21 protein-coding genes are annotated in these 19,896 nt (G+C 68.3%); 10 read left to right on the forward strand and 11 right to left on the reverse strand.

Features of this window, described 5'->3' with window-relative positions:
- The first annotated feature begins 7 nt into the window (after nucleotides 1–7).
- Genes FKO37_RS30615 through FKO37_RS30625 form a run of 3 tightly spaced genes read left to right on the forward strand, consistent with a single transcriptional unit; the run spans nucleotide 8 to nucleotide 1,644 of the window.
- Nucleotides 8–688 carry a GntR family transcriptional regulator gene (locus FKO37_RS30615; protein WP_037814493.1) on the forward strand — a complete coding sequence of 227 codons (681 nt, stop codon included), beginning with the start codon at nucleotides 8–10 and terminating at the stop codon, nucleotides 686–688.
- 20 nt (nucleotides 689–708) lie between these two features.
- A complete protein-coding gene (locus tag FKO37_RS30620) occupies nucleotides 709–1,299 on the forward strand; it encodes a 3,4-dihydroxy-2-butanone-4-phosphate synthase (RefSeq protein ID WP_238606727.1) in 591 nt (196 codons plus the stop codon).
- A 42-nt stretch (nucleotides 1,300–1,341) separates the two neighbouring features.
- Nucleotides 1,342–1,644 (forward strand): colicin immunity domain-containing protein, encoded by a 303-nt coding sequence (locus FKO37_RS30625; RefSeq protein ID WP_238606728.1) that lies wholly within the window; start codon nucleotides 1,342–1,344, stop codon nucleotides 1,642–1,644.
- Nucleotides 1,645–1,980: 336 nt separating this feature from the next.
- Here the strand turns inward: FKO37_RS30625 and FKO37_RS30630 are convergent, their stop codons facing one another.
- From FKO37_RS30630 to FKO37_RS30640, 3 genes are all read right to left on the reverse strand, one after another.
- Nucleotides 1,981–2,946: a S1 family peptidase gene (locus FKO37_RS30630; protein ID WP_238606729.1), complete on the reverse strand. Its 966-nt coding sequence runs from the start codon at nucleotides 2,944–2,946 to the stop codon at nucleotides 1,981–1,983.
- A 505-nt stretch (nucleotides 2,947–3,451) separates the two neighbouring features.
- Nucleotides 3,452–4,012, reverse strand: a complete 561-nt coding sequence (locus FKO37_RS30635) for an isochorismatase family protein (protein WP_037814504.1) — start codon at nucleotides 4,010–4,012, stop codon at nucleotides 3,452–3,454.
- Between the two features lie 155 nt (nucleotides 4,013–4,167).
- Nucleotides 4,168–5,700 carry a GMC family oxidoreductase gene (locus tag FKO37_RS30640; protein ID WP_238606730.1) on the reverse strand — a complete coding sequence of 511 codons (1,533 nt, stop codon included), beginning with the start codon at nucleotides 5,698–5,700 and terminating at the stop codon, nucleotides 4,168–4,170.
- 104 nt (nucleotides 5,701–5,804) lie between these two features.
- Here FKO37_RS30640 and FKO37_RS30645 point away from each other — a divergent pair, with 104 nt between their 5' ends.
- Both FKO37_RS30645 and FKO37_RS30650 read left to right on the forward strand, forming a co-directional pair.
- The gene (locus tag FKO37_RS30645; RefSeq protein WP_134731557.1) at nucleotides 5,805–6,281 is read left to right on the forward strand and encodes a GbsR/MarR family transcriptional regulator; all 477 of its coding nucleotides are present in this window, start codon (nucleotides 5,805–5,807) and stop codon (nucleotides 6,279–6,281) included.
- Nucleotides 6,282–6,336: 55 nt separating this feature from the next.
- Nucleotides 6,337–7,569, forward strand: a complete 1,233-nt coding sequence (locus FKO37_RS30650) for a hypothetical protein (protein WP_238606731.1) — start codon at nucleotides 6,337–6,339, stop codon at nucleotides 7,567–7,569.
- On the opposite strand, the gene FKO37_RS30655 is transcribed toward FKO37_RS30650, so the two are convergent.
- A complete protein-coding gene (locus tag FKO37_RS30655) occupies nucleotides 7,564–8,559 on the reverse strand; it encodes a PQQ-binding-like beta-propeller repeat protein (protein ID WP_238606732.1) in 996 nt (331 codons plus the stop codon). The genes FKO37_RS30650 and FKO37_RS30655 overlap by 6 nt on opposite strands.
- A gap of 271 nt (nucleotides 8,560–8,830) precedes the next feature.
- On the opposite strand from FKO37_RS30655, the gene FKO37_RS30660 reads away from it, so the two are divergent.
- Complete coding sequence (locus FKO37_RS30660) at nucleotides 8,831–9,301, forward strand: hypothetical protein (protein ID WP_238606733.1); 471 nt, start codon at nucleotides 8,831–8,833, stop codon at nucleotides 9,299–9,301.
- A 402-nt stretch (nucleotides 9,302–9,703) separates the two neighbouring features.
- Here FKO37_RS30660 and FKO37_RS30665 read toward each other — a convergent pair whose 3' ends face one another.
- Both FKO37_RS30665 and FKO37_RS30670 read right to left on the reverse strand, forming a co-directional pair.
- Nucleotides 9,704–10,246 carry a flavoprotein gene (locus tag FKO37_RS30665; protein WP_238606734.1) on the reverse strand — a complete coding sequence of 181 codons (543 nt, stop codon included), beginning with the start codon at nucleotides 10,244–10,246 and terminating at the stop codon, nucleotides 9,704–9,706.
- Nucleotides 10,247–10,305: 59 nt separating this feature from the next.
- On the reverse strand, nucleotides 10,306–11,013 hold the full coding sequence (locus FKO37_RS30670) for a 5-formyltetrahydrofolate cyclo-ligase (RefSeq protein ID WP_238606735.1): 708 nt from the start codon (nucleotides 11,011–11,013) through the stop codon (nucleotides 10,306–10,308).
- A 153-nt stretch (nucleotides 11,014–11,166) separates the two neighbouring features.
- Here FKO37_RS30670 and FKO37_RS30675 point away from each other — a divergent pair, with 153 nt between their 5' ends.
- A complete protein-coding gene (locus FKO37_RS30675; RefSeq protein ID WP_238606736.1) occupies nucleotides 11,167–11,841 on the forward strand; it encodes an HAD family hydrolase in 675 nt (224 codons plus the stop codon).
- A gap of 49 nt (nucleotides 11,842–11,890) precedes the next feature.
- Here FKO37_RS30675 and FKO37_RS30680 read toward each other — a convergent pair whose 3' ends face one another.
- The 3 genes from FKO37_RS30680 to FKO37_RS30690 all read right to left on the reverse strand — a co-directional run bounded on the left by FKO37_RS30680 (nucleotide 11,891) and on the right by FKO37_RS30690 (nucleotide 14,985).
- A complete protein-coding gene (locus FKO37_RS30680) occupies nucleotides 11,891–12,775 on the reverse strand; it encodes a phosphotransferase (RefSeq protein ID WP_238606737.1) in 885 nt (294 codons plus the stop codon).
- Nucleotides 12,776–12,961: 186 nt separating this feature from the next.
- On the reverse strand, nucleotides 12,962–13,612 hold the full coding sequence (locus FKO37_RS30685) for a response regulator transcription factor (protein WP_205673300.1): 651 nt from the start codon (nucleotides 13,610–13,612) through the stop codon (nucleotides 12,962–12,964).
- Between the two features lie 5 nt (nucleotides 13,613–13,617).
- Complete coding sequence (locus FKO37_RS30690; protein WP_308196553.1) at nucleotides 13,618–14,985, reverse strand: sensor domain-containing protein; 1,368 nt, start codon at nucleotides 14,983–14,985, stop codon at nucleotides 13,618–13,620.
- Here FKO37_RS30690 and FKO37_RS30695 point away from each other — a divergent pair.
- Genes FKO37_RS30695 through FKO37_RS30705 form a run of 3 tightly spaced genes read left to right on the forward strand, consistent with a single transcriptional unit; the run spans nucleotide 14,984 to nucleotide 17,632 of the window.
- Nucleotides 14,984–15,745, forward strand: a complete 762-nt coding sequence (locus FKO37_RS30695) for an ABC transporter ATP-binding protein (protein ID WP_134731689.1) — start codon at nucleotides 14,984–14,986, stop codon at nucleotides 15,743–15,745. The genes FKO37_RS30690 and FKO37_RS30695 overlap by 2 nt on opposite strands.
- A gap of 1 nt (nucleotide 15,746) precedes the next feature.
- Entirely contained in the window at nucleotides 15,747–16,787 is a 1,041-nt protein-coding gene (locus FKO37_RS30700; protein WP_238606738.1) for an FtsX-like permease family protein, read from the forward strand.
- Nucleotides 16,788–16,834: 47 nt separating this feature from the next.
- Nucleotides 16,835–17,632 (forward strand): ABC transporter permease, encoded by a 798-nt coding sequence (locus FKO37_RS30705; protein ID WP_238606739.1) that lies wholly within the window; start codon nucleotides 16,835–16,837, stop codon nucleotides 17,630–17,632.
- A 22-nt stretch (nucleotides 17,633–17,654) separates the two neighbouring features.
- Here FKO37_RS30705 and FKO37_RS47630 read toward each other — a convergent pair whose 3' ends face one another.
- A complete protein-coding gene (locus tag FKO37_RS47630; protein ID WP_238606740.1) occupies nucleotides 17,655–18,890 on the reverse strand; it encodes a helix-turn-helix transcriptional regulator in 1,236 nt (411 codons plus the stop codon).
- On the reverse strand, nucleotides 18,845–19,861 hold the full coding sequence (locus FKO37_RS30715; protein WP_238606741.1) for a trypsin-like serine protease: 1,017 nt from the start codon (nucleotides 19,859–19,861) through the stop codon (nucleotides 18,845–18,847). Before FKO37_RS30715 ends, FKO37_RS47630 begins: the two co-directional genes overlap by 46 nt.
- Between the last annotated feature and the right edge of the window lie 35 nt (nucleotides 19,862–19,896).

Raw genomic sequence — 19,896 nt, forward strand, 5'->3', positions numbered from 1 at the left:
AGGCACCATGGCTGGCGTCAACGGGACGAGCACCGGCTCCATCCAGGGCAGGCTGATCGCCGAGATCCGGCGGCGCATCATCGCCGGCGAGGTCTCGCCCGGGATGAGCCTGTCCGAACTCGCGCTCGCCGAGGAATTCGGCGTCAGCCGCACCCCGGTCCGGGAAACCTTCAAACAGCTGCAGACCGAAGGCCTGGTCGAGATCCGCCCGCGCGTCGGCACCTTCGTCACCGCACCGTCCCGCCGGGAGATCACGGAACTGTTCGAGATGAAGGAACTCCTCGAAGGAGCCGCGGCGCGCCTGCTCGCCCAGCGCGGCCAAGTGCCCGAGATCGACCAGCTGAAAGAGAACCTGCGCCAAGCCGACCTGGCCGTCGACGCCGACGACCGGGCGCGCTACGCACAGCTCGTCGAAGAATTCCACGACCTCATCATCGTCGGCGCGGACAACCGCAAACTCGAAGCGCACTACCGCACCCTGATGAACCAGCTCGCCTACTCGCGCCTGGTCACCACGTCGCTCAAACAACCGGGCCGGCCGCACCAGTCCGACCGCGAACACCACCACGTCCTCGAACTGATCCTGTCGAAAGACGGCGACAGCGCCGAACAGGTCATGCGAGAGCACGTGCGAGCCAGCCGCCGCGCCCTCCTCGCAGGCCTGCGCACCGGCGACGCCGCACCCTGACCACCGCAAGGAAACCCACGATGACCGACCTCTGCACCCTCCCCGCCCCAGCCGACGCTGTTTATCTCGCCCTCGCCACCGGCCGCCCCGCAGTGCTGCAGGACGACGACGGAGCCGTGCTCGTCCTGCCCGCGCAGTCCTCGACACCCGAACTGCTGCACTTCGCCATCCGGTACTCCAGCGGCCTGCTGCACGCCGCCGCCCCGTCCGCCTGGCTGGACCGCCTGCGGATCCCTGACCAGCCCGTACTCGCCTCGGAAGACAGCGGAACGTCCTTCACCGTCGCCGTCGACGCGGTCGACACCGGAACCGGCATCTCGGCCCGCGACCGAGCCCGCACCATGCGAGTCCTCGCCGATCCGGGCACGGTGCCCGCAGATCTGATCCGTCCTGGGCATGTGCTGCCTGTCCGGTGCGCTTCGAGTGGCCGCCCGCGGGTGTGGGAGCGAGCGGTCGAACTTGTTTCCGCGGCCGGGCATCATCCGGTCGCGATGGTGTGCCGGTTGGTCGACGATCGGGGCGAACTGCTGGATGACTTCGCGGCTGCTCAGTTCGCTGCTGAGCATGGGCTTCCTGTGGCTGCCTGGGGACCGGTGCAGCACGGTCTTTGACGCGCGCGGGAGGCGATTGCTGCCTTGGGTGGAGGGGGGACGATGAGCGCCGCCGAAGAGCACAAGCGCGACGCAGCCGACTACGGCGACCTGACCGGACGGTTTGTCGACCGCACGATCAATGCTGCCCAATTCGAACAGCAGTACTTGGAATTGATGAAGAACGACGAAGCTCTGCATCCTGACGACGTGTTCGCCGTCCTCGACAAGCTGTTCTCCGACGTTGACGAGTACTTCGTATCGCCGGAAGCTTCAGCGGCAGAACGACGCGAACTGGACGAAGCGTTGCGCGAACATGCCGCCGCCGCGCTGGCGCGCCTGCAGGGGCTTGGCGCACTCGGATAGTGCCTGCAGCGGCCAGCTCGAGCTTCAGCCGGGGCAGATCATCGCTCCGGCACGAGAGATCGTTCGGCACGAGGCTCATCGCCCGCCAGTCTCTCCCCCGTTCGCCAGCGCTCGGTCCGCCTGCTCACGTATGCCGTGATGATCGATCCGGCCGACGGTGCGCACCCGAAGCGGCAACCGCCGGACGCGAGACTTGCGTCGTGAGGTTCTTCGGCCGGATTTGCCGGACGGTGGACCACTTGGCCGCTGGGAACGCGGCAAGCCCTGGACGCGACCGTCGGGAGGCCCGGTTCCGGAGCCTCCCGACGGCACCCGAGGATCAGGACTGGGGCAGCGTCACCCCGTACCGCTTGGCCGACAGCGTCGCCGGGAAGAAGCACGACGTCTGCGTGTCTCCCCCGGAGAGAGTGCCGAGACCCTTGCCCCGTCGTAGGCCGGGCCGCCGGAGTCGCCGTGGTCGGAGTGGGCGGTCGTGCAGAACTCGTGGTAGACCGTGTAACCCTCGGCTTCGAAGGTGTAGTCGACCTTGGTGACCTTGCCCGACGTCACGCCGGAAGTAATGCCGGCGCGCTTCATCTCTTCGCCGACTGTCGCGTCGGCGAATTCGGTGATCTTGGTGCCGTCGTTGATCTCGCTCGGTCCGTCGCCCGAAGCGTTCTCCACGAGCATGTTGTCTTCGTCGGGGAACACCGCGTCGACGGTCTTGCCGTCGTTCCACGGACCGCCGCCGCCGAGTTTTTCGCAGTGGCCTGCGGAAAGGAGCAGCTTCTTGCCGTCCTTCTCCACGTTGAATCCGTTGGAGCAGGACGCTTGGCCGTTGCTGATCTTGTCGCCGCCCTTGATGAACAACGACATGGCGCCCGGATGGTGTTCGACGCGGACCATGTCGCCGTGCTGGCGGGCGGTCTCGAGCAGCGCGTCCTTCTGCGCCTTCGGGGTGGCGTCGTAGACGTCGACGACGACCTGGTTGTGCGCGAGGTCGAGGCCCCAGCCTGCGCTGGGCACGCCGCCGGTCGCGTCCAGTTGCTGTTTCACCGTGCCGAGTTGGCTCAGGCTGTACTTCACCACCTGCGCGTTCAGGCCGGAAGCGCGCACCTTGGCCGCGTCGGCGTCGTTGAGCACAGTGACGACCGAGGCGCCGCTGTCGTCGAGGTAGTGCCCGCCGGTGGCGGAGCCGAGACTGTTCATGACCGCGGCCGGTGTCGCCGCTGCGAACGCTGCGGGCACGGTGGTCATGGCGAGGGCCAGCGTGCCGAACGAGCCGACGGCGAGGACGCTCAGCCTGAAACGTGTCGATCGCATGTGTTTCCTCCTGCGCGGAACGGGAGAGAAAGGACGTGCACCGCAGGGGAAGCCCGCCTCCGGGCTTCCGGATTCGGTGCCGGACTCGGCTAGCTGCGGAGGGATCTCCTCCCCCGGGCGTCGGGTGACCGGATCATGAGCCTCCAACCGTCTCGTTGTGGAAACGGAACGTGATCAACCTGAGGTTCGTGATTCTCGAACAGTTCCGGGCAATCGCGACACCGACGAAGGTAGGTTCACGTTTGGCGCAATGCGCGCGCCCGAACGGCGCAGCGGCGGGATGCGTCCGAGCCAGTTGGCGGACGAGTGTCCATTTGAGACGGTTACCGCGTATCGACACGCTTGGTCAACCAGGAAATCGCGCTCGCGCGACTGGAGCAATCAGCCTTACGCTGAACGGACCGAAGTCGCGGCCAGGCTGGGCATCAGCCCGACACCTGCGTGAAGCGCGGCGTCGGCAGCAACCCCGAGCCACCCTCCTCGGCGGGCCAGGGGCGGAGACGGTTCAGTCGATGGCGGCGAAGTCCATTTCCTTCGTCCGCACCGTGCCCGCCGAACGACCCGGCGCGCGGTGGTAGGTCCAATAGAGGTTCGTGTGCGCGATGACCTGATCCGGCGGCGGGGCGCCCCATTCGGAATGGTCCTCGGTCGTGTGCGCGTCGGCGACCAGAAGCGCGTCGTACCCCTTCACGATCGCCGTGTGCAGTGTGGCCCGGATGCACTCGTCGGTTTGCGCGCCGGCTACCACGAGCTTGCCGACCGACAGATCCGAGAGCACTTCTTCCAGTGCGGTGCCCTCGAACGAATCCGCGTAGTTCTTCTCCACCCGGCGCTCGCTCTCCGCAGGCGCGAGTTCGGGCACGATCTGCCACTCCTCGCTCCCCGAGGCGAGCTGCTCGTCGGAATGCTGCACCCACACCACCGGCACCGCGTGTTCGCGGGCGTTGGCCACCAGTTCCGCCACGTTCGCGACGACCTCGTCCCGCGCGTGCGCGCCGGAAACGACCGCGTTCTGCACGTCGATCACCAGCAATGCCGTTTTCGGCCGGTTGTCCAGTGTGGTCATTTTCCCCTCCAGGCAAAGTCCCCCACGAACCAGCAGCACCATAGCGCGCCTTTCGCGGCATTGCTACCGCGCGATCCAGCGCGGTTGTTCGATTCGGAATTCTTTTTTGTCGCTGGGGGCGGGACCCGGGTTTCAGCGGAGAGGAATCTCGGCTTTTAGCGGTCGAGTCGTTCGGCCATCAGCTCGCCCGCCATGATCGATGCCAGGTTGGTATTGGCCCGGGGAACGAAAGGGAAGATCGACGCGTCGACCACGCGCAGGCCGTCGAAGCCGAGTACTCGGCAGTCGGGATCGACGACCGTGTCGCGGTGTCCGGGGTCGCCCATCCGGCACGTGCTGGTGGCGAGCAGGTGATCGTCTAGCTCGCTGTCGTTGTCCAGCACCGCGAACAGCTCCTCGTTCGCGCTCTCCAACGAGCCGCTGAGGATCGGCGCGGTCTCGTCGGAGCGAGCTAGTTCGACCAGCGCTCGAATACCGGCGCGTAGCCGCGGCAGGTCGCGTTCGTCGGAGAGCATTCGCTGGCGCACCAACGGTTGCGCGTCCGGATCAGTGGAGATCAGGCTGACGTCGCCGCGAGAATAGTTCTGGTTGAGCCACACCCCGTACGAACCGGCCCCGGCTCCGGTGTCCGCGAACGCCATGGCGAGCACGCTCTGGTTCATCGAGACGAACATCAGGTCGCCTTCGGGCGCGCCGGGGCCGCTGGTGAAGCGGACGCAGACGTTGGTGTGCCGGTCGTCCGGCGTCTTGATCGCGGCCGCTTCGGTCAGCGGGAGCTGGATCATCGCGATCGGATGGTCCTGCAGGCCGCGGCCGACCGGCAGGTCCGCGCGGACGTCGATGCCGAGCGACCGCAGCTGACCCGCTGGTCCCACGCCGGAGCGCTGGAGGATTGTCGGCGTGTGGATCGCGCCTGCGCTCAGCACGACCGTGTCGGCGAGCTCCGTCGTGGCCGTCCCGCCGATGACGGCCCGGACGCCGATCGCGCGGCTGCCGTAGAAGAGCACCTGGTCCACGATCGCGTCGCCGCGGATGGTCAGGTTCGGCAGCGCCCGGGCGGGTTCCAGGTAGGCGTCGTTGACCGAAACCCGCCGCCCGGCGCGGGAATTGATCGGGTACGGCGAGACGCCGCTGGCTCCCGGAGCGTTCACATCCGGTGCCCAGCCGTAGCCCGCGGCGATCGCCGAGCGGTGCAGCGCGGCGTCGACCGCGCCCCAATTCTCCTGCGGCATACGGTAAATCGGAGTCGGGCCGCCGCGGCCGTGGTAGGGCTCGTCGCCGAAAGCCTCGTCGTCCTCCAGCTTCGCGAAGTACGGCAGCACGTCGCCCGGTCCCCAGCCCGGCAGCGCCCAATCAGCGAAATCCGCCATCGGCGGGCGGATCGCGATCTGCCCGTTGATCGACGAACTGCCGCCCACGCCCCGGCCGCGCCAGTACAGCGCCGGCAGCTGTTTGTCCGTGCGCGTGGAGTCCAAGCCTCGCCACACCATTTCTTTGGCCGCGGCCGGGTCCAGCAGGGCGACGATGGGATTGGGCGAGCGCCACGCTTCGGGCATCTCCGCGGACCGGTAATCCGGACCGGCCTCGAGCAGCAGGACCCGCTTGCCCCGTTCCGCCGAGCGGACTGCCAGCGCCGCTCCCGAGGATCCGGCGCCGACCACGATGAGGTCCCAGCCGCTGTCCGCCATGTGCCTGCCCCTTCGCCGGTCTCCGTGGCGGCTAGAATGATCCCCGGCCGTACGTTCAGTCAAGAGTGAACGTTCAGTTTTTCCTGAGCTACCGTGAGGTGCCGATGACCTTGCCCGACCGGTCCGCCGAGCACGCGCTCGTCGAGGACTTCGGCCTGCGCATCGGCCGGGCGATGGGCTGGCCGCCGATGGCGGGCCGCACCAGCGGCGTGCTGCTGCTCAGCGAAAAACCCCTGACCCTCGGCGAACTCCAGGACGCGCTCGACGCGAGCAAGGGTTCCGTGTCCGAGATGACGCGGCTGCTCATGGTCAACGGCGTCGTCGAGCGGACCAAGAACCCCGGCAGCCGCCAGTTCGTCTACCGCTGGCGCGACGACGCCTGGCTCGGCTGCCTGCAGCACCAGGTGAACGCGACCCGCGAACTGCTCGAGCTGGCCGAGAGCGCACAAGAACACGGCAAACACCTGGCAGCCGAGCAACGCGCCCGGCTGCGGCGAATGCGCGACTACTACGTCTTCATGACCGAACAGCTCGAAGCGCTCCTGGCCGAGTACTCCAGCCGAACCGAGTCCGATGCCTGACCCGGATGACTCAATCCGGACCTGCGCGCACTGACCTGGCCTTAAGGTGAGCCAGGTGGAGCCATTGACCGCGATCGCCACGATCGCCGCGAAGTACGGCGCTTCCCAGCTGATCCGTGCGCTCACCGGGAACGACGAGCTCAGCGGGCTGGCCTCGGAGCTGCTCGGCGAACTCGTGGCCAGCGAAGACCGCCTCAGCGAGCAGATGGCCGGGATCGGCCGTCAACTGGACGAGTTGCTGGATCAGCGGTACACGGTCGCGTTGGGGGCCGGGCAGCGGGCGTTGCGCGACGCGAGCACCGCGCCCGAGCCGCGCTCTCGGGCCGCCGAGCTGGCCCGCGCGCGTGACTTGTTCCGCGAGGCCGCCGCGGCAGCCTCAGCCAAGTCCCCGCTGCAGATCGCGGTGGCCGAGCGGTACGTGGCGCTGTGCTCCCTCTCCGCGGGCCGCCCCGACGCCGTGCCCGCGGCGCTGGACACGTTGAACGAGGCGGCCTTCCGGGCGCTGACCGAGGCGCTTCCGCTCTTCGGGCCGAAGGCCTACGAGAAGGCCCGGGAGCAACTCCCCCGGTCGAGCCGGCTGGGCCTGCGGGGCCGGCGCGAGGAGCGGATCGACGAGTTGGGCAGCGACCTCGTCGACGCGGTCGACGACGTCGTAGACCTCGCGCTCAACCTGCTCGCCGAATCCGAGGCCCTCGCGCGCGGGCTCGGCCAGGACCTCGGACCGGAAACCGACGTCGACCTGCTCCTGCCCGCGGGATACGAAGACGACGAGCGACTGGCCAGCACCGCGCAGGTGGTGGTCCGGCCGATCGAGCCCGGTCCGCTGCGGTTCGGTCCGTTGACGGTCGATTTCGGCGACATCCACCCTGTTCCAGGCCAGCCGTCCCCGCCGCAGCCTCCTAGTGCTGCGTCCGCCGCCGCCGTGGTCGCCGCCAAGCTCGCGCAGGACTCGCCGCCGGGGTACGCGGCGACGGCGCGGCCGCCCGGCTTCGAGGTGGAAGTGCTTGTCCGGTCGGACTTTCCCGTGTCGCCGTCCCTGATCGTCTCGTTGCGGCCCGGGCTGGTCCTGGCGGACGAGGTGCTGCTCGAGGTGATGCCCGGCCAGCCCGCGTTCACCGGGGTCGCCAGCGGCATGCTCGCCGCGCGGATGCAGGAGATCCGGCTGCCCTATTTTCACCCGGACAGGTTCGTCAACGAGTGGACGGTGAACATCAACAACGTGGTGATCTTCCAGTCTTCCGATCGCCAATTGCTCGAACTGGAGGGCGGCGGCGCGCGCTTTTCATGAGCACGCGCTGTTCCTGACCGCGATGGCGATCAGACTCCCCTTGGCTACCGCGAACAGCCGATCGGGGGCGGCGCTGCGCAGCGCCCAGATCCGCCGGGCCACGCGGGTGCGATTGGCGAGCCGTCCGTCGGAAGTCAGGTGGAACAGCACGCCGGAGGTGCCGGCGATCAGGAAGCCGCCGGCGGTCGGGAACACCTGGCCGACGAGCCGCTCCCCGACATCGACCCGCCACTGCAGGCGTCCTCCGGCGGGGTCCACGACCGTGTAGCCGCGGGGTTCAGGCAACCACAGCAATCCTCCGGCTTGTTCCGGCGCCGCAGCCACAAGGTCAGTCTCGGCCTGGACGAACTCGCGGGCAGTGTCGGACGACAGGTCGATTTCAGGCAGGGCACGTCGGCCGCAACGCAGCAGAAAACGGCCGGGCCCGACCGTTGCGATGCTGGATCCGGCGTCGTTGTCCACGAGCGGCTGCGGAAGCCGCCATGCGGCCCGTACCCGGCCGTCGCGCCGATCGATCAAGCGCACCCGGATGTCGCCCGGTACGCCGATCAGGAAGCCGTCACCGGCGGGCACGGGCAGCACGGTGCGGATTCGCTGCTCGGTTTCCCAGCGGAGCCGCCCCGTCGCGAGGTCGAACGCGCGCAGCGGCGTGTACCCGCACCAGCCGCCGACGAGCACGACGTTCGCCGAAACGACCAGATGCCCGGGGGTTGCGGGGACGTGCGCGGACCAGATCTCGCGCCCGGCCGCGAGGTCCAAACAGGACAATCGGGGGTTGTTCTGCGGGATCACCAGGCAACGCTCACCGACGACGGCAATCGCTCGCGGCCACGTGCCGATCGGAACATCCCACCGCACAGCACCGTCGGCCGGGTCGAGGCTCACCAGCCTGGTGCTGCGCTCGTGGACGATGACGTGACCGCTCGTCACGGCCAGGCCCGAGGCAACGCCGCGCTGGTGCAGCGGATGCTCCCACTCGATGTCGATCACCGCATCAGACCACCACGATCAGGTGACCATCGGCAACCGCATTAGGTGCGCCGCGAAACCAGGCGGCCCGCTTTATTCTTCGCGCGGCAACAATTTCGCTAGGCAACATTCTCGGCCAGATGTCCCGGGACATGCGACCTTTTCTGATTTCCCCAAGGCCCACGGCTGACACATTCGGAGCCGCTGCACCGAATACGTCAGAAACGGAGCTTGACATCGGTGCAATGCTGAAAGTTCGCAGTCGGAAATCCATCTATCGCCGAGGGGTGCCATGAAAAAGACCGGTTTGCTCCTGACGCTCGCTGCCGTCCTCGTGCTGAATGCGCTCACGTCCGCCGGGACGTCGGCCGCGGTCCCCCGCCGGGGTCCGGATTCGGCCTTCGAGGCCTACGTGACCTTGTTCAACCAGACCAACCGGGTCCTGACCCTCAAGGCGTCGCACCTCGACCACGGGTGCTGGGACACCGAACCGTCCAGCCGGATCCAGCCGCACACGGCGGTCTATTGGCGGTCCGACAGCTGCGGGGCGTTCACCGGCACCGAAGGCTGGGTGAACTACACGATCGAGAGAACGGGGGGGCAAGGCTACGCCTACGCGCACTGGAACCTCCCCTATTCCGGCTCCAATTCCTTCGACGGCACAGCCGGCGGGCTGTTCACGATGACCACGCAGGGAAACAACGAACGCCACGCACAGGTCAACTACATCCTCAAATGTGTCATTCCCAGCTGCGTGGGGTGAGGCATCTGGTCCGCCCCAGGGAGTAAAACGACAGCCCGGTGGCCCTTCTCTTCGGTCGCCGGGCCTGACGCGGCAGGTCCCGCAGAGCGAGTCGCAAGAGGCGCAACTACCGTGACCTGCTCGCTCCAACCAGACCCACCGCAACCGCGCCGCCCCGTATGCCTGGGCCAACTGTCCCAGGCGCGCGATCCCCGCAGCGGCCGCAACAGAACCCGTTCCCCAAGCCCGTTCTGGCGACGCCCGCTGCATGCACAGCCTCTCCCGGGGATCCCGCACGGCGTGACCGGGTCCAACCGTCCAGCTCCCCCGGGAAGTCGCAGCGACTCCCAGCACCGCGCGGAGGATTCCGACCGGCAAGCCTGCAATGGAGAGGCGAGCAGTCGCAGTGCGAGCGCCTCGCCTTCAACATCCTGAGAGTTCCTTTACGTCTCGTAAAGCCGCGACGATCTGCGGCCAGTCGAAGGTGGCCAGACCGTCGTCGGCGCGCACAGTCACAGCATCCGGATCCATCGTGGAGGCACCCGCGTTGACCAGTCTGGCCACGCTCTCGCCGTACGCAGGATGCCTGCGCAGTATGGCTTTCACGCACGGCACAACGACAATCGGGACACCCGTGCCAAGCATCTCGTTGAGAATTCCCAGAGCGAAGGTATCGCTGAATCCGGCCGCCCACTTGTTGATCGAGTTGAACGTCATCGGCGCCGCCAGCACAGCCGCTGCGCGAGGAAGCGACTCCCGTTGCTGCGGGGATCCGGAGTGAACCCGCGTGATGCAGCCTGTCGCAGCAGCGAATTCGTCCAGATCGATCCACGACGCCGCGTTCGGAGTGGCGATGACACAGACCGACCAGCCCTCGCAGGTGAGCGTCCCGACGAGCTCCTGGATCCGCAGGACCGGCGGAGCAGCAGTGACTACCAGATACAGCCACCGCGATTTGTCGCTCATTCATCCCTCCCCTGTACGTATCCTGCGCGAACCAGGTGCCAACTAACGGCGACTGCGCGTCAGCGGCGCGCGAAGAGCCGCGACAGCGCCGGGACAGCCCGGATTTTCTCGCTGCTCAGATGACTCCACACGATCCCAGCGGGCCGGCGGCGCGCTTCGCAGTAGATAACTTGCGTTGGCGTCACGATGACGTCAACGCTGAAGTCGTGCTCGGTTTCGGGGAGATCGGTATCCACGACTTGAAGCTCGTGCACGGTGGTGATGATCGTCGTCTGCGGGCCGATCAGCCCAGCTTCCGACAGGAGGGCAACCTCGATGTCCGAGTAGCCTGCCCCCTTTCCGACTCGCGCGCCTCGCCTGTCGACTGCGACACTGCCGCAAACGACGACGTCTATCGGTTTCATCTGTCCGGGGCCTACCGTCGGGGCAACGTCGGCAGCATACTTGCTCTGCGCGGCTTCAATGCTGACCCTTTCCGGATCGAGCGCGTAGAAGGGGTTCGGGTTGTCCATCGCGGGCACGGCCATGCAGAGAATCTTTCCGTCCCGCAAAGCCCTCTCCCGCACCAGCAGTTGAGCGCGATCCGGATTGGACTTGACCACCCGTGCGTCCCGCCAAACGTCCAGCGCGGCCAAACGCTCCGCTGCTGCCGCTGTTCCAGCGAATGACGGAATGCACCCAGCAGCGCCCCTCGGGTCCACCGCTTCGGCGTCAAGCGCTGCCCAGACACGCTCACGGGCAGCGCGCTTCGCTTCGTCGATCTCCATGTCTCTGTTGTACCGTGCAGATCGCTGCACCTCATACCTCAGGTTGAGCACCGCGTTGGCCTCGGACGCGTCGATCGCTTTGGTCCCAGATCGAGGAGCACGGTCTCGCCGCCGGGCGACTCGTTCAGAGCGGTCTTGCCGTAGGAGTAGTACATGGTCACTTCTGTGGTGTTCGACGTCGGTGAAACGCTGCTCGATGACTCCCGCGAATGGGGTGAGTGGTCCGATTGGCTCAACGTGCCTCGGCACACTTTCTCCGCGGTGCTCGGCGCCGTCACGGCGCAGGGCCGAGACAACGCCGAGACCTTCGAGTACTTCCGCCCCGGATTCGATCTTGCGCTCGAGCGGCAGCTCCGTGAAGAAGCTGGTCGCGGTGAGCAGATAAATGAAGACGATCTTTACTTTGACGTTCGCTCCTCGCTCTCGGGGCTTCGGGAACTAGGCCTTTGGCTGGGTGTCGCCGGGAACCAGACGGCCCGTGCGGGAGATCTCTTGCGTGCCTTGCATCTGCCGGTCGACCACATCGGCACTTCCGGCGAGTGGGGTGTGGCGAAGCCTGATCCGCGGTTCTTCGAGCGGCTGATCGAGCTGGCGCCCGGCGAGCCAAGCGAGATTGTCTACGTGGGCGACCACCGTGACAACGACGTCGTGCCGGCGAGGGCCGCGGGTTTGCGCACGGCGTTGATCCGGCGCGGCCCGTGGGGTTTCCTGTGGGCCGACGACCCGGCAGTGCGCCGGCATGCCGACTGGGTTATTGGTTCCCTCGACGAGCTCCCGGCGCTTCTTGCGGCAGACCGGCGCCGTGGTGCCCAGCAGAGTCACACCTAGCACCAATCGGGGCCTTCTGACGCGGATGGCCTGCAGTCGTTTCCTTCCGTCAGAAGGCATTCCACGTCCACGGCTTCGGGATCTCGCCGCGCAAGCAGGCTATGCGGTGCGATGCTTCCCGCGCGGCGTCGGTGCTCGTCGCGCCCTTTGCCAGCACAAAGGTCGCCCACCGCAGTTCCTGGATGTCGGCAAACGTCCGGAAAGACGCCGCCGTGGTGACGTCACGGCCATAGGCTGTGGCGAAATCGCGGTAGTCGGATCGGCTCACCCGGACAAAGTCCGCGAAGTCCGCCGCGAGCGGAATCAGGTCCCAGTCGCGGTCTCCGAGCGAGACGTGCTCCAAATCGAGGAGCACCGGCTTTCCGTCTGCGAGCACAGCAACGTTGTTCTGCCACGCGTCCCCGTGGATCACCGTCGGAGAATGGCGTGTTCGCTCTCGCTGCAGCCGTTCGCGCAGAACACCGACCTGGTGCGCAAGCCAGGCACGGTCGTAGTCCGGAAGGTGCCGCGCCGCAGCGATCCGGCCGGCGACCCCAGCGAACGGATCGAACATCCGCAAAACAGGGTGCGCCGGCGGCTCCAGGCGGTGGAGCAACCGGAGAATGCCGCCCAGTTCGGCGGGGCTGGCGGGGCGGTGCGCAGGCAGTTCCCGCCACCAGGTCACCGGCCGGTCATGGACGACGACCGGCTGGGCGATGTCGTCCAGAACAGCGACCGAGTTGATGCCAGTGCCTGCCAGCCAGCGGGCCGCCTCGATCTGGAATTCTGCGGCTTTCTCAGTGCCGGCGGGGCCGATGCGAGCGACACAGCCGCCGACGAGCCGGTACATCAGGTTGGATCCGTCGCGGATCAGAACCGCTCCGGCAGGATTCAAGCCCGCTCGTCGTGCCGCGGCCGCCAGAACGTCGCCCGCAGGCTTCGAGGTCGCTGTCACGCTGACGATGATGTCAACGTCTGGTGCATCCGGCCGGACAGTGCGCGCGTCAGCGGACGATGGCGAGCCGATCCAGCACGGGTGAGTCCGGAACCCGCGCTTGTCCGTTGCTCGTTGCTGCCGCAGATCGACGCGCGTGGGCCAGCGTTGGGCACCCGGCGGACCGAACCTGGACCGCAGGATGGGTCAGGGCGATTCGCGCAGGTAGGCCAGGACCGCGAGGACTCGCCGGTGTGTGTCGGGCGCGACGGGCAGCTCCAGCTTGGCGAAGATGTTGCCGATGTGTTTGGCCACCGCCGCTTCGGTGACCGACAACTGGGCGGCTATCGCGGCGTTGCTCGCGCCTTGGGCCATGTAGTCCAGCACTTCGCGCTCGCGGGCGGTCAGGCGGGAAACAGCGGGGCTTTCCCGGTTCCTGGCGAGCAATTGGCGAACCACTTGCGGATCTATCACCGTTCCGCCGGAGGCGACGCGGCGGATCGCGTCGGTGAGGACGTCGATGTCGCCGAGGCGGTCCTTCAGCAGGTAGCCGACTCCCGCGGAGTCGGAGCTCAGGAGTTCGGCCGCGTAGGTCTGCTCCACGTACTGGCTCAGCACGAGCACGGGCAAAGCCGGCTGCGTGGTTCTCAGCCGCAAGGCAGCGCGCAGTCCTTCGTCGGCGTTTCCCGGGGGCATCCGCACGTCGGTGATCACGAGGTCGCATTTCGTCCGGGACAGTGCTGCCAGGAGCTCCGGAGCGGTGCCTGCCTGGACGACCACGCGGTGGCCGTGGAATTCCAGGATTCGCACCAGCCCCTCGCGCAGCAGGACCGAATCCTCGGCCACCGCGATCCGCAGCCCGGTCACGGCAGGGGCTCGCTGGGGATGCGCACGCGCACCACCGTCGGGCCGCCGGGCGGGCTGGACAGCGCCACCGTTCCCCCGACCACCGACGCGCGGTCGGCCAGCCCGCTCAGGCCGCCGCCACCCTCCTGGTCGGCACCGCCCCGGCCGTTGTCCCGGATCTCCACCAGCAACACGCCTTGCTGGTAGCGCGCGACGACTTCGGCCCGATCGGCACCGCTGTGTTTGACGACGTTGGTCAGGGCTTCGCTCACGGCGTAGTAGGCGGCGCTCTCCGCCGAATCCGGCAGTCTCGTGCCGACTGCGGTGTCCACCCGCACCGGCAGGGCGCACCGGTCCGCCAGGTCGCCCAGCGCGGCGTCCAATCCCCGGTCGGACAGGATCTTGGGATGGATGCCGCGGATCAGGTCGCCGAGTTCCGCCAGCGCGAGTTTCGCCTCCGTGTGGGCGCGGTCGACCAGGGCGCCGGGGCCGCTTCCGCCGTCCAGCTGGGTGCGGGCCAGGCCCAGCACCATCGCCAGCGACGTCAGCCGTTGCTGGGCGCCGTCGTGCAGGTCTCGTTCGATCCGGCGGCGCTCGGCTTCGTGCTGGTCCACCATCCGGGCCCGTGAGCGCCGCACTTCCACCAGTTCGAGCTCGTCGCCTCCGCGGGCCGGCTCCAGCATCGCCCGGCTCACCCTGGCCCGCGCGCCTGCCGCCGCGGGCAGAACGAACACAGCGGCCGCCAGCACGGCAGCTCCGAGAGGCACTATCGCCCAGACGAGACCGCTTCGCACCATCGCCGCCCCGGAAGGCACCCATTCGGACGGGGACAACGCCACCACCAGCGGAGCCGCGATCATCGCGCCGGGCAGCACTACGCCGACGAGGACGACGATCAAGTCGAACACCCACAGCAGGGTGGCGAGCAGGGCGGTGTAGCCCAGCTCCTGCCAGGTGACCCGTTCCCGCAACCGGGCCTTCGACCGGCGCCACCACCCGCCCGCGCACGACGAGCGGAGGGCAGCCCGCACCGGCCCGGGGCTGACCCACCCCAGCCTGCGTCGCTCCACTCTGGCGACGGGGATTCCCAATTGGCACAACAAGATTAACGGCACCACCCCGATCGCGACCGGCAACAGCGCAACTCCCGCGCCTGCCGTCGCCACGATGACCAGCAGGCAGCCGACGCCCAGCGGCACACCGCTCAGCAAGTACGCCGCCGAGCGCACCACGCCGGCTTTCGACCTGTCCCGCACCATGGCTCCCTCCCTCGGAAACCACCATAGGTCCGTCGGCGCGGGCCGCGCAGGTATACCCAGCACTACCTTTGAACACCTGCCTGGGCCCGTGCGCGAAGGCTCGAACCAGGGTTGGCTTGAGCGCATGGGATCTTCACCGTCGGCTGAGTCCGTTCGTCTGGTGCGCCTGACCAAAGTGCACGGCGCCGCCCCGCACGAGGTGGTGGCGCTGAACGCGATCGACCTGGCATTCCGCCGCGGCACGTTCTCCGCTGTCATGGGTCCCTCCGGTTCGGGGAAAACGACGCTGCTGCAGTGCGCGGCCGGCCTGGACCGGCCCACCGACGGCGCGGTCTTCCTGGGGGACACCGACATCAGCGCCTTGTCCGAGCGGAAGCTCACCTCGTTGCGCCGGGACCGGATCGGGTTCGTGTTCCAGAGTTTCAACCTGATGGCGACCCTGACCGCCGTGCAAAACGTTTCGCTGCCGCTGCGTCTTGCCCGGCGCGGGGTGCGAGCCGATCGTGCGCGCCAACTGCTCGAACAGGTCGGGATGGGCGACCGGACCGGCCACCGGCCAGCCTCGTTGTCCGGCGGCCAGCAGCAGCGGGTGGCGATCGCGCGTGCGCTGGCCGGCAACCCCGAGGTGGTGTTCGCCGACGAACCGACCGGCGCCCTGGACAGCCGCAACGGTCGCCAGGTGCTCGAATTGCTGCGGAAACTCGTCGATGACGACGGCCAGACCGTCGTGATGGTGACGCATGACCCGGTAGCCGCCGCCTTCGCCGATCGGGTGACGTTCCTGGCGGACGGCCGGATCTCCGGCCATCTGGACAATCCCACCGCTCGGGTGGTCGCCGACCTGATGACCACGCTGGAGGAAACCGTGCCGAAAGAGGTCGGCTGACGTGCTGTGGATCGCCTTGCACACCCTGCGCGGCAGGCGCGTGTCGTTCGCGGGAGCGTTCCTCACGCTGGTTTTCGGCGTGGCCATGATTTCCGCGTCCGGCACGGTGATCGCAGTGTCGGGAGACGGGAAGAGCACTGCCGGCCCCGCCGCCCGGACAGCTCTGGCCGAGGCCGGCAGCCTGCTGGCGCTGTTCGCCGGCATCGGCGGATTCCTGACGGTTTTCATCGTGGCGAGCACCTTTTCGTTCACGGTGTCGCAACGTCGCCGCGAGTTGGCGTTGTTGCGGATGGCCGGCGCCGGTCCCGGCCAAGTGCGCCGGATGGTGCTGGCGGAGACGACGGTCCTCGGCACGGCGGCGGCAGCGGCGGGCGCGTTGCTCGGCGTCCCGCTCACCTCGGTGCTCGGCGACGTCCTCGTATGGAGGCAGGTGCTGCCCGCCGGCATCGAGTTGCCGTTGACACCGTCGCGGCTGGTCGCGCCGATGCTGGTGGCGTTCGTGCTCGGCCTGGCAGTCGCGATCCTCGGCGCGTGGCCCGCCGCGCGCCGGGCCGGTGCTATCCGGCCGGTGGAAGCCTTCCGGGAGGCGGTCGTGGACACCCGGCCGATCCCGCGGGGCCGCCGCTTTCTCGGGGTGCTGGGCCTTGCCGTCGGCCTGGGGCTGATGGTGCTGTTGCCGCGCGTGCCCCCGGACGGCCAGCTCCCGCTCGCCCTGTTCACCGCCCAGCCGATCGTGGTCGGCCTGGCCCTGCTGGCACCCGTGTTCGTCCCGCGGCTCACCGGGCTTGTGGTCGCGCCTCTGGCCGCGTTCACCGGAGCCAGCGGTCTGCTGGCGCGAGAGAACCTGCGCGCCGCGATCCGCCGGACCGCGTCCTGCGCGGCTCCAGTCCTAGTCACGATCGGAATCACCGGCTCCCTGCTGGCGGGCACGAGCTCGGGGCAGCGGGGCGGGCGAGTGCGGCGAAGCTCTACACGTCGCAACTGCGGGCTACTGGGGACAACCTGGACACAGCTGTGCCGGGCGTCCGCGCCGCAGTGCTAGTCGAGGACGCGGCTGTAAGCGCTTTGGTCCACCGCACAAGCAGGGAGATGGCTGCCCTCGGCGTCGCGGGGAAAGGTGTCTCCGACGTACTCGGACTGGGCACTACCACCGGCGACCCGGCTCAGCTCACCGGCTCGGCCGCGATGCTGGGGAGGCGGCAAGCGGCGGGCTTCGGCTTGACGGTCGGAGACTCGGTGGGCCTCCGGATGCCCGATGGCGCAACGGTTCCGGTCAAGGTGGTGGCTCTCTATGACGGCCCGCCTTTGACCGCTCCCCTGCTGCTGCCTGAACAACTCGTGGCCCACCACCGCGCGGTCGGAGCCCGTCCGCCCGCGCTGCACGTGGCGCTGAACAATCCGGCGGACGCCGCCAGGGTGGAAAACCTGTTGGCAGCGAAGGGCTACGAGGTGACGTCGACGGCCGCATGGCTGGCGACTTCGGCGGGGTTCCGTGAGGACGGCATGCGAATCGGCGCGGAACTGCTGGCATGGTTCGCCTTGCTGTACACGCTGTTCGCTGTCGCCAACACGGTCACGATGTCGTTCAGCGAGCGCGCGGGCGAGTTCGCCCAGCTGCGGTTGCTCGGCGCCCAACGCGCACAAGTGTTGCGGATGGTTCTGTGGGAGGGCACGGGAATCGCGCTCACCGGCCTCGTCCTGGGAGCGGCGGCGGTGGCACTGGCAGTGGGCGGACTGTGGCAGGCGGTGCGTTCGGCCGGGCTCGACATCCCGCTCGACCTGCCATGGGTTCCGCTGCTGTCGATCGCGGCGGGTTGTGTCGTGGTGCTGCTGACCGTGTCCACAGTGGCCACAACGGTGGCGATGCGTCCCTCAGACACGCGTTGACACCCAAGCGCAGCCCACAGATTCACCTGGCAGCAGCCAGCTCGCCCCGCGAAGCCACCTTGAGTTTTCGCAGTACGCTGGCCACATGCTGTTCCACTGTGCGGCGCGAAAGGAACAGCACCTCCGCGATCTCGCGGTTGGTATGCCCGTCCGCCAGAAGACGCGCGACGTCCTGTTCCCGCGGCGAAAGCTCGTTGCCGTAACCACGTCTGCCACGCCGGGACGGGGCTACTGCGCCGGTCGCGCGGTGGGTGTGGCGGCGGCGGGCGGCGGCCCGGGTCGCGCCTAGGCGGGCGAAATCCTCTGCCAGGGCCGGGAAGGCCTCGGCGGCGCCCGGTTCGCCCATCGCCAGCTGGCTGCGTGCTAACTGTTCTCTCGCCAAGGCAGCGGGATATGGGGCGGGCAGGCGGTCGTAGCCATCGCTTGCTTTGTGGAAGAAGTGAGCTGCGCGCGCATGGTCGTGGCGATGTGCGGAGAGGATGCCGCGGCACAAGAGCAGGGCGACGGTCGCCAAGGGTGCATCGAGGTCGGGGACTTCCTGGGAGGCCTCGTCGATCAACGCGGCGGCGGCTCTGGTGCGGCCGATGCGGCAGTACGCCTCGACGGCGACCGGCAGCAACTCGCCGGACCAGGACCAGGCTCCCTTGGCGCGCAATAGCTCCAGGCCGAGGTCCGCGCGGGCTGCGGCAGCCTCGTTGTCGGAGTGCGACAGCAGCATGCTCGCGATTCCGGCGTGCGCGGCGAGCACGACCGGGGTCACCGCGTTCTCCGGTTCGTCGGGGCCGACCGCGGCGAAATGGGCGGTGGCCCGGTCCCATTCTCCCCTGGCGGTCGCCAGCAAACCCAGCACCAGGGAAAGCTCGCCGCTCATCGGCAGCAGCTGCCGGTATTCGGCGAGCAGGGAGCGGGCTTTGTCGTCGAGTCCGTCCCATCTGCCGGTGAGCCAGTCGGTGTGGACGCCGGTGGAGCGTGCGATGCCGATCAGGTACGGGGCGCCGCAGTCCGAGGCGAGTTCGATTGCGCTGCGCACCAGGCTGCTTGCGCGTCGGTGGTGGCCGATCCACACGCATGCGTCGGCGACGTTGGCGTGCAGCCGGGCCAGCTGGCGTTGTTGTTCGGCTGACGAGACCGCGGTCGGGACGGCGTCCATCGCCGCCAGTGCGTCGGGGTCGCCGATCTGGAGCCGGGACGGGAGGCAGCTCGCCAGGAGGGTCAGGACGAGGGTGCGGTCAGTCGTGTTCGCGATGACCTCGTCCACCCGGTCGAGCCAGCGCAGGTGCTCGGCGACCGGGGTGGCGCCGAACCACGGCTGGCCGAGACGTACATGCCCGGGTCGACCTGGACCGAACCGGGGGTGGCGCCGAGGGAGAAGCTGTCGGTGCCGACGTTCCCGATCTGCTCGGCGACCCAGTCCCCCATGTCGTTGTTGAGCCTGCCGTAGACGCTGTACCACTTGAAGTCGCTGCGGCTCCACGACGCGACGCCGACCACCTTGCCGTCCACGATCAGCGGGCCACCGCTGTCGCCGGGCAGGATCGTCGGGTCACCGTTGGAATAGCCGGCGCAGATCATCGTGGCGTCCTGGAAACCGGCCCCGACGCCCTGGCAGTTCGAGCCCTCGCGGATCGGCAGGGTAGCTTTGTTGACGGTGACGTCCCGCGAGTCGTCGTTGAAGTCCTTCTTGCCGTAGCCGACGCCGACCCCCTCTTTGCCAGGCTTGGTGAGCTCAGTGTCCGCGGAGGTGGCCACCTTGGCGTACTGGCCGTTCGGCACCGGGATGTCCGCGTCCGTGGTGACGATCGCGACGTCGTAGCCCTGGTCGAAGTTCACGTATTTGGGGTGGGTTTCGTAGCTGACGACGCCCACCCGGGTGCCGCCGCCCGCGTTCAGGTCGTCGAGGCCGTACAGGAACGTTTTCTTGCCCTCGGCGGCCTTGCAATGCGCCGCGATCAGGATCTTGCGCGGCGCGACGACCGAGCCGGTGCAGGTCTGGCCCTGCGGGCGGGTGCCGCCCTCGCGCAGGCCGGCGACGATGAACGGGAACTCCGCGACCGAGCTGTCCTGCCCGTGGTAGAACTGCGGCCGCATGGCGGGCGGGATGTGCGTGTCGCCGGTCGGAGCGACCGCGGTCGTGTTCGGTGCTGCTTGGGCAGTGCCGTCGAGGAGCGGGGCGGAGAGGACGGCCAGCCCGGCGGCCAGCAAGCCCAGTGTCCGGTGGGGTCTGTTCACAGCGGTTTCCTTTCCTGAGGCAGGAAGGTCACCTT

Origin of the sequence: Amycolatopsis sp. Poz14 (assembly GCF_006704225.1) — a bacterium.
GTDB lineage: Bacteria > Actinomycetota > Actinomycetes > Mycobacteriales > Pseudonocardiaceae > Amycolatopsis > Amycolatopsis nivea.